Raw genomic sequence first — 8,301 nt, forward strand, 5'->3', positions numbered from 1 at the left:
TTAAATTGGCGGTAACGGCCGGGTGCATGTTTGCGAAGCGGATTCCGAAGAGATTTTCCGTCCGGCAGGACGAAGAAAATCGAAACGAGAATCCGTGGCTGGCAGACCGCCAAAACCCGCTATGCAATATGCACATTGTTACAGCGCGTTTTTGTCTTTATTCCTTGTCAATTTTGTCAAGTTGTAAAATGTTGTTTTGGGGTTGTTCCACTCCTACTCCGTCATTTACTTTTTTCTATTTCCTTTTCTTTGTCTTTCTGTTTTGCAAAAAAAGAAGTCAGCATTTGGTCGTTTTCGTTCACTAATTGCCTGTCTATTTTTGAGCTAAATTTATTCATTTTACAGCCAACCTGGGCAACAAAAATTCGATATTCTTTCTCTTTTTTCAAAGCTCCGCTTCCTCAGTTACATTTCATTTGTCGTTGAGGAATAAGCTTTTCTGCTTCGCTCTTTTCTTTGTTTTCTTCTTTTCTTTCCAAAATCTGGCTGACTGTCCAGAAATCCTGTGCTTGTCTTTTCTCTTTTTCTTTCTTGTCTTTGTCTTTTTGCAATAGATTTTTATTTGTTAATCGGTTCCTTTTTCAAATGCGCTGGTAACGGCCGGGTGCATGTTTGCGAAGCGGATTCCGAAGAGATTTTCCGTCCGGCAGGACGAAGAAAATCGAAACGAGAATCCGCGGTTGGCAAACCGCCAAAACCCGCTATGCAATATGCACATTGTTACAGCGCGTTTTTGTCTTTATTTTCTTGTCTATCTTGTCAAGTTGTAAAATGTTGTTTTGGGGTTGTTCCACTCCTACTCCGTCATTTTCTTTTTCCTATTTCCTTTTCCTTGTCTTTCTGTTTTGCAAAAAAGTCAATATCTGGTCGTTTTTACTCATTAATTGTCTGTCGATTTTTGTGTTAAATTTATTCATTTTATAGCCAATCTGGGCAACCAAAATTCGATATTCTTTCGCTTTTTTCAAAGCTCCGCTTCCTCAGTTACATTTCATTTGTCGTTGAGGAATAATCTTTTCTGCCTTGCTCTTTTCTTTGTTTTCTTCTTTTCTTTCCAAAATCTGGCTGACTGTCCAGAAATCCTGTGCTTGTCTTTTTTCTTTTCCTTTCTTGTCTTTGTCTTTTTGCAATAGGTTTTTATTTGTTAATCGGTTCCTTTTTCAAATGCGCTGGTAACGGTGGTGGTATGAGGTCGTGGCGGTCAGACGAGAGTCTGAGCGTCCGACCGAAACGAAGGTTGGGACGAGATTCGACTTGTCGAATCCGCACAAACCCAGCCATGCCTTATACCACGTGTTAGCAGTTGTTTTTTATTTTTTTAGTTCTTCAATTATTCGTTTTAAAAAATTCTCGGAATTTTGAATAAATAGCCTAATATATTCACTGTCGTCAATGTAAATTTGACCGTTTGATATTATAATCAATCTTTTGTCCGAGTTGTATAATTTATAGTTTTCCTGTTCAGTCAAGTGCTTGGTTTTGTCTTTAATCAAGTTGCCATTGAAATGTGCAATTAAGTTTCTTAATTTATTTACGTTACTTATCTGAACATATAATCTGTCAATTTCTTTGTTTTTGAAGTCAACTAAATTTGTTCTTTTCAGATATTTAATGCAGTTTCTAAAAATATCTCTTGGCACATCTTCAAACTTTTCTGAATTTTCAAAATAGTCACTTACATAAAAACAGATAGATTTTAGTGAATGCTCAAAAATGGAATATCCTGATAAAATTAAGCTATTGAAGTAAACATGATTTTCTAAGCCTTTTATCAATGACTGAAATCTTTTAAATTCACTGATATTGTCACAATCAGCAATTACATCGGTTCTAGGATTATATAAACCTTTAAATTTATTTTCTCTTTCAACCAATTCAATTATTTTGAACATACTTAATTGCAGTCGCATGTAAAGTGTTTCTATGCTGGGACCGAGAGTTTGAAGTTGAAAATCAGAAGGTTTTTTAATCATTTTTTGTTTTAATTAATAAAAATTGCAATAAAATATAACAACAGTCCAAGGGTAAATAAAAATATTTGCCAATTGGTTCTTCTCCATGTACTAACTCCCAAATTATGCCCAATAATTCTTAATTTTTGAAAAGTCTCATACAGATTTTTATCGTCAGTTTCTTTAAGACTTTTGCAGTTTTCGATTGATATTCTAGGAAAATCAATACAATATTTAAATTGCCATGATATTCTTTTCCAAAAACTTTCAGTATCCGTTGATGAGATTGATAACTTTTTTTGAGAGTATTTAAATGCCCATAATCTAACAAGATTAATATGACGAGTGATTCTAAAATTTACTGACCTATTATGTGCTATAAATAATCCAATAAAAATCGAAATCCCGATAAGGATTAATGAAATTATATAGCAAGTAAGACTATAATCGATAGTTTTTATGTCAAAAACAATTTTAGTGTCTTTAATCTTGTCATATGCCAAAGAAATAAATCCTAATCCTAAAGTCAGTAGCAGATTATTTAAAAAAGATAATTGAGACATTGCTTTGTCTGTCCAACGTCGATTTCGCTCAATGTATTCCTCTAAGTTGTAATTATCAGTGTCAAGTTGTTCCATATTTCATTTTTAAATTCGGAATATTGCTATTGGTCTTCAAATATGAGATATTCTGTTTTTTAAGTCTGATATATTTTAGGGTACCCACTTTTTTCAAAATAACTGCTAACGGTCACTTGTATGTGGTCGGGCGGGATTTCTGGAAGAAATCGTGTCAGACCCGCAGGAAAGTGGGCAAAAGGTCTGACTTGTCAGACCGCTAAAACCCCCGCCTGCCATATACAATTTGTTAGGCACCGTAATTTTTTTCATTTGTCAGATTGTTATTGTTTAAAGTATTCCTTAATAGTACTTACTTCAACTTCAATATTATATCCTAAATGTTTTTTTGTTAAGTCTTGTAATACTTTTGATATTTCTCTTATTTCTGATTCATTACGTCGATATCCAATAATTAATTTTGAAATCCGAATATTGGGAAACATTTTATCCTTATATTCATGCAAAAATGGACATTTTATATCTTTTATAAGCTCTTCTTGATAGGTACTTGTAATCCCAAGTCTTTTAAATTTAACCTCTTTGCCCGAATTATTTAAATCAACCTCTTTTTCTGTATTTAGCGAATGTTTGGAAAGTTGACTATTGCTCTTTTTAAAGGCGACAGGGTCATGAATAGTAAAAATTAAAGGCATTTCATTTCCGGTCAAAATATGTTGTAAAGCCAAATCATCTTGTGCAGAACAATCACACTTGTCAAATTCTAAATACCTAACTTCTTTCTCAGAGCTATATATTGGCGGTTTATGAAAACAGCATAAGTTAAGTAGCAATTCTTGATAATCTCCAATTATGTGAAAAAGCTTTTTTTCTTTAAGAAAGGTCGAGTGTTTTTCAATTTTTTCGGAAATCTTCGTTGAATCGTAATATATCTCACTTAAATATCTATTATACCAAGTTTCACGATTATCGTCATCAATTTCCAATACGATACCAATGCCGGTTCCATTATCACCATATATTCTCCATTGGTCCAATGATGACATTTCTTCTTCAACTTCAAGTTTGCACATTGACAAGGAATAAACATTGTCCTTCCAATACTTTATTTGGGAATCTGTTATTCCTTTGAAATTATTCTTTGATGCGTATTTCAATTCAAAAGTATCATCCATGCTATTTAGAGAATAAAGCCTAAAAGATTTTTCTCTGATAATATTTAAACAGCTTTTTAGTGACGTGTAATGTATAAATTGATTTCTTCCATTGTAGTAATAGTCACTCTCTTTTAATTGCCAATTGTATGGCCTTAGAGATATTGATGCACCAAAGCCAATGTGAATTCCCGAACGTAAAGTATCTGTGCAATTGACGTAATTACAGTTAGGAAAAAATGGGTGAACCACTTCGTCAAAGTATTGCTTGACATTCTCACGAGCGATTACTCTTTTTATATTCGCTAATTCTATGTCAAAATCTCTATCATCCATTACTTTACGCTCTTTGTTATTATGGTGCCTAACGGTAAATTGTATGAGTAGTGGCAGATTGCGGGCTTCTTTCCTGTCAAACCGCTACGAAGTTTGAGCGGACTACAAACCTTGATATTTAACACATCGCCTGCCATTACTTATACAAAATGTTAGGGTGCGTTTTTAATATTTTCTTTTTCATATCTTTTAATAACTTCTTGAAAATCACTTTTATTTTTAACGGGATAATCAAAAAGCAAAATAAATCTATCCGGATTATCTTTATCCACTAAAAGCAAAAAATCATTCACGGATTTGTCAAATCCATTCTCACTATCTATGTAGCAATTTGCATTGAATGTTTGTCCCTTAAATGTATATGAAAAATCAACAGATTCAAGAGAAGTTCCTCCTCCATATTGACCACCTTTAGCCTTCTCGCCATAAGCATATCTCTTAATCACATGAGCAATCGAATATTCACGATTGGCTATAATTTCTCTATCTTTTTTTTCAAAGTGTGGTTTTACAATAAAAAAGTAACATAAAATTAGAATCGCAGGGAAAGCTAACCAATCTCTTAAAATTAATATTATCTTTTTTGTCATAGTCTTTCAATTAATTTTCGTTTAGTTAAAGCTTTATTAATCAAGTCTGCTCGTTTTAATTCAAGCTAAACTAAAAGTTTATCATTTCCATTTTTTAAACTCTTCAATTTTCTGTTCATCTTTCTTAGCAAGGGTAAATAATCAGCTCGAAAATATTTGATAAAATAATCTATCTTCTAACCTGGTCATCCCCTGTGTGAGTAATGCACCCTAACGGTCACTTGCAAGTTGTCGTTGCGGATTTCGAAGAGCGTCAGCGTCCGCAGGACGAAGACGGTCAAGAAAGGAGCAGAGACAACGCACACCACCGCACCCGCAATGCAATTTGCAATTTGTTGGCAACCGTATTTTTATTCATTAAGTTTAAATTTTAATAGTTCGACAATTTCGTCAAGACTAACTTTTCTGTAATCAACATATCCGATTGTTTCATTTATTCCTGGGATTTCAGTGTCATCGAGTTTTAATGGCAAAATGTACTCTTTGCTTTGCGTAAATGCACGTGCTTGTGCTGCCTTTCGTTCAAGATTTGTCCATTGTTTCTCAGCGTAATTTTTTGAGATTATCATCAAACAATAATTAGCTTTTTTCTTATAAACATCGGTCAAATGAGCATATAAATCTTTCCCCCATAAAGTCGCTTGTTCATATTTGTCATAAAATACCCGAAAACCAAATCTTTTTAATCTTTCTGCAATTTCTTCAGCAATCTTTCTGTCCTCTCCAGCAAATGAAATAGCTAAATGATATTCTTGATTATCTTTTTCTTGTTTTTCAACTGTGATGTTTTGGATAGTCGTTGTTTTCTCAATTTTTCGATATTTGGCTTCTTTTGTCAATTCGTATCCGATAAATGCTAATCTTTTGTTTAATTCGGCTAATCTAAACTCAAATATTTCATTTTTAGCAATATATCTAACTGGTTGCATTGCCTTTTGAATAAAGGTCAAAATATTATTTGAACATTGAGTTTTATTTTGAATTTCCGCAAAAGCATTAAACAATCGTTTCCATTTAGTCATTAAAGGCGTTACATCTGGAATTAGTGAATCCGCTAAAATGTAACCAATTTCGGTTCCGGTCAATCCAGTTGTGGTATCTCCAATTACGCGAGATAAATTTTCAAGAACTTCAGATGAAATAGGCGGTATTTTATTCATTATACTTTGGTTTTTTTATCCTTGCAGTCTTTTTTAATATGGTTGCCAACGGTTGGTACATGTTGTCGGGGCGGATTTCGGAGAGCGTTCCTGTCCGAAGGACACGGAACTGCGATACGAGAATCCGCAGTTGGCGTACCACCGAACCCCGCCCTGCAATATGTACTTTGTTACAAACCGTTTTTTTCTTAATCTTTAAATATTTGTCCTAATTCATAGTCAGCGTAAGATTCGCTACATAGTCTATATTTTATAATTTTTCCGTCAGGATTTACAAGATAATTTTGCGGAATGAATTTTACGTCATATCGTAAAAATGCTTCATTTTTAAATCCTTTCAAATCAGAAATATTTGTCCATGTGATTGAATCCGATTTAATTGCATTTACCCACCTGTTCTTATCTGTATCGCTTGATACACTTAGAATCTCAAATCCTTCTGAATTGTATTTTTCATAAAGTGCTCTTAACCATTTATGAGAAGCTCGGCATGGTCCACAATAAGAATCCCAAAAGTCAACCAATACATATTTTCCACGATAATCTGATAATTTAATAATCTCTCCATCGGGAGTTGTTTGTATTATCTCCGGTGCTAAATCTCCAACTTTTGGTGGCTCTGGTAAATCAATGTATTTTTTTATTTCAGTTCCCTGATTTGATGTTTTTAAATCTTCTGTCAGTTTTTCGTAAACTTCATTTATTTGTTTTTTATTCAAGTGTCTAAAAGCGAGATAACATTCATCGTGTAGTGAGAATAAGGTTACAAAAGAGTTTGGGTGTTTTAGCATAAATCCAACAATACTATCACTCAAATTTGTTTGGAGCAATTCAATTTTTGTAGTATCATTTTTCTTTTCTTCCTCCGATTTAAAATGAATTTGTTCTTTTAATTCATTAATTTTCTTTGTCGCATTGTCTACAAGTAAATTATAGTTTTCAAATTCAGTTTGTGAGTTGGAACCATTGATTTCTAAGTTTTTAAAAAACTCAAAGTCTCCATTAATGGAAACCTCAGCCGGTTCCAACCAAATAGATTTCCTGTCTCTGAAAGCGTATTTGTTTCTTTTATTATGCAAATAGAATTTTTTAGGATGATTTAGATTGAACTCATAATCAATTTGTCCGTTGACAATTCTAATTGAATCAAAAAGCGTCCTGCTCTCCCAGTTTACTAAAAAAAGAGTTGTTGTATCAGGTGCATTTTTCAATGTTCCAATTAGGTGACAAGTTTTCTGCTCAGTTCTGCATGCAGCAAAAATGAAAAGTAAAATTATTAAAGCCAGTTGTGCTTTCATCAGTATTCATTTAAAATGGTTTGTAACGGTTGGTACATGTTGTCGGGGCGGATTTCGGAGAGCGTTCCTGTCCGAAGGACACGGAACTGCGATGCAAGAATCCGCAGTTGGCGTACCACCGAACCCCGCCCTGCAATATGTACATTGTTATGCGCTGAATTTTATTCATTCTAACATAAATCTTACAGAAACGGTCAACATTACTCTTACCTTCTCATTATCCTTTATTCCTGGTGTCCATGATTTCATTAATTTGACGACTCGTAAAGCTTCTTCATTATATCCAACACACCCGTCAAGTCCTCTTATTATTTTTATGTTGGATATACTTCCATTTGTCTCAACGACAAATTGTACATAGACATTACCATAACATTCCACTCCATTATCAAGCCATTTCAAATTATGCCTTATAAATTGATTAATTTTTTCAAGATAGTTTCCATCGTAGTCACAATGTAGAATAGGCATCGTGTCCGCTTGATAATATATATTCGACGACTTTAAATTGCTTTTATTAATCTGCACAATTGTGTCTTCTTGTCCAAATGCTGTCATTGAAATAATGCCAAAAACTATACAAATTAATATGTACGTAGCTTTTTTCATTTTTATTCAATTAATGTAAAAAAGTAAAAGTTTCATATGATAATATCTCATTTAGAAGAATTATCAATCCCAAAGTAGATAGACTTCCTAAAACCAGAGTTTTAATGTTGTTAAAAATTGTTTTCCAAAATGACACTTCCAATTCAAATCGTTTGTAAGTGAAATATATTAAGATGAATAATAAGTAATCCAAGCTTGCCCAAATATAAAATGATGTTTCATCATATTTTATCAACTCATAGATATTGATTCCAATTTTTACTGTCGGAATGAGTAAGGTGATTAACAAGATACACCATAATCCAATTTTATTTTTTTTGTCGAATTTAAATCCAATGATAATTGAGATAATTCCCATTATTAAATTTTTAATCGCTACATATTGTGGTTCAATGAAAAGAAATAGTTGTCCACTTGAATAAATCCAATACATGTTAAAACAAATGTAGATTTGAATTATTCCAATTATTATCCACGTGTATTTGATTATTTTAATGTTACTCATTAGTTTTCCTTTTCAATTTTGCGCATAACGGCCGGGTGCATGTTTGCGAAGCGGATTCCGAAGAGATTTTCCGTCCGGTAGGACGAAGAAAATCGAAACGAGAATCCGTGGCTGGCAGA

General features: G+C 33.1%; 9 protein-coding genes. All 9 read right to left on the reverse strand.

The features are described from left to right. Nucleotides 1-401 precede the first annotated feature (401 nt). Nucleotides 402-551 (reverse strand): hypothetical protein, encoded by a 150-nt coding sequence (locus BUB08_RS20425; protein WP_175550058.1) that lies wholly within the window; start codon nucleotides 549-551, stop codon nucleotides 402-404. Between the two features lie 429 nt (nucleotides 552-980). Then, the gene (locus BUB08_RS20430) at nucleotides 981-1,130 is read right to left on the reverse strand and encodes a hypothetical protein (RefSeq protein WP_175550059.1); all 150 of its coding nucleotides are present in this window, start codon (nucleotides 1,128-1,130) and stop codon (nucleotides 981-983) included. A gap of 180 nt (nucleotides 1,131-1,310) precedes the next feature. Further along, nucleotides 1,311-1,973: a hypothetical protein gene (locus BUB08_RS19680; protein WP_073003642.1), complete on the reverse strand. Its 663-nt coding sequence runs from the start codon at nucleotides 1,971-1,973 to the stop codon at nucleotides 1,311-1,313. Between the two features lie 8 nt (nucleotides 1,974-1,981). Next, complete coding sequence (locus tag BUB08_RS19685) at nucleotides 1,982-2,590, reverse strand: hypothetical protein (protein ID WP_073003643.1); 609 nt, start codon at nucleotides 2,588-2,590, stop codon at nucleotides 1,982-1,984. A gap of 263 nt (nucleotides 2,591-2,853) precedes the next feature. Then, nucleotides 2,854-4,020, reverse strand: a complete 1,167-nt coding sequence (locus BUB08_RS19690) for a DUF2971 domain-containing protein (protein ID WP_073003644.1) — start codon at nucleotides 4,018-4,020, stop codon at nucleotides 2,854-2,856. A gap of 152 nt (nucleotides 4,021-4,172) precedes the next feature. After that, entirely contained in the window at nucleotides 4,173-4,610 is a 438-nt protein-coding gene (locus BUB08_RS19695; protein ID WP_073003645.1) for a hypothetical protein, read from the reverse strand. Nucleotides 4,611-4,960: 350 nt separating this feature from the next. Next, entirely contained in the window at nucleotides 4,961-5,770 is an 810-nt protein-coding gene (locus BUB08_RS19700; RefSeq protein WP_073003646.1) for a toll/interleukin-1 receptor domain-containing protein, read from the reverse strand. A 188-nt stretch (nucleotides 5,771-5,958) separates the two neighbouring features. Beyond that, nucleotides 5,959-7,068, reverse strand: coding sequence for a TlpA disulfide reductase family protein (locus tag BUB08_RS19705; protein ID WP_073003647.1), 1,110 nt, complete (start codon nucleotides 7,066-7,068; stop codon nucleotides 5,959-5,961). Nucleotides 7,069-7,233: 165 nt separating this feature from the next. Next, nucleotides 7,234-7,677: an energy transducer TonB gene (locus BUB08_RS19710; protein ID WP_073003648.1), complete on the reverse strand. Its 444-nt coding sequence runs from the start codon at nucleotides 7,675-7,677 to the stop codon at nucleotides 7,234-7,236. Nucleotides 7,678-8,301: the final 624 nt, after the last annotated feature.

Source organism: Mariniphaga anaerophila (assembly GCF_900129025.1).
GTDB lineage: Bacteria > Bacteroidota > Bacteroidia > Bacteroidales > Prolixibacteraceae > Mariniphaga > Mariniphaga anaerophila.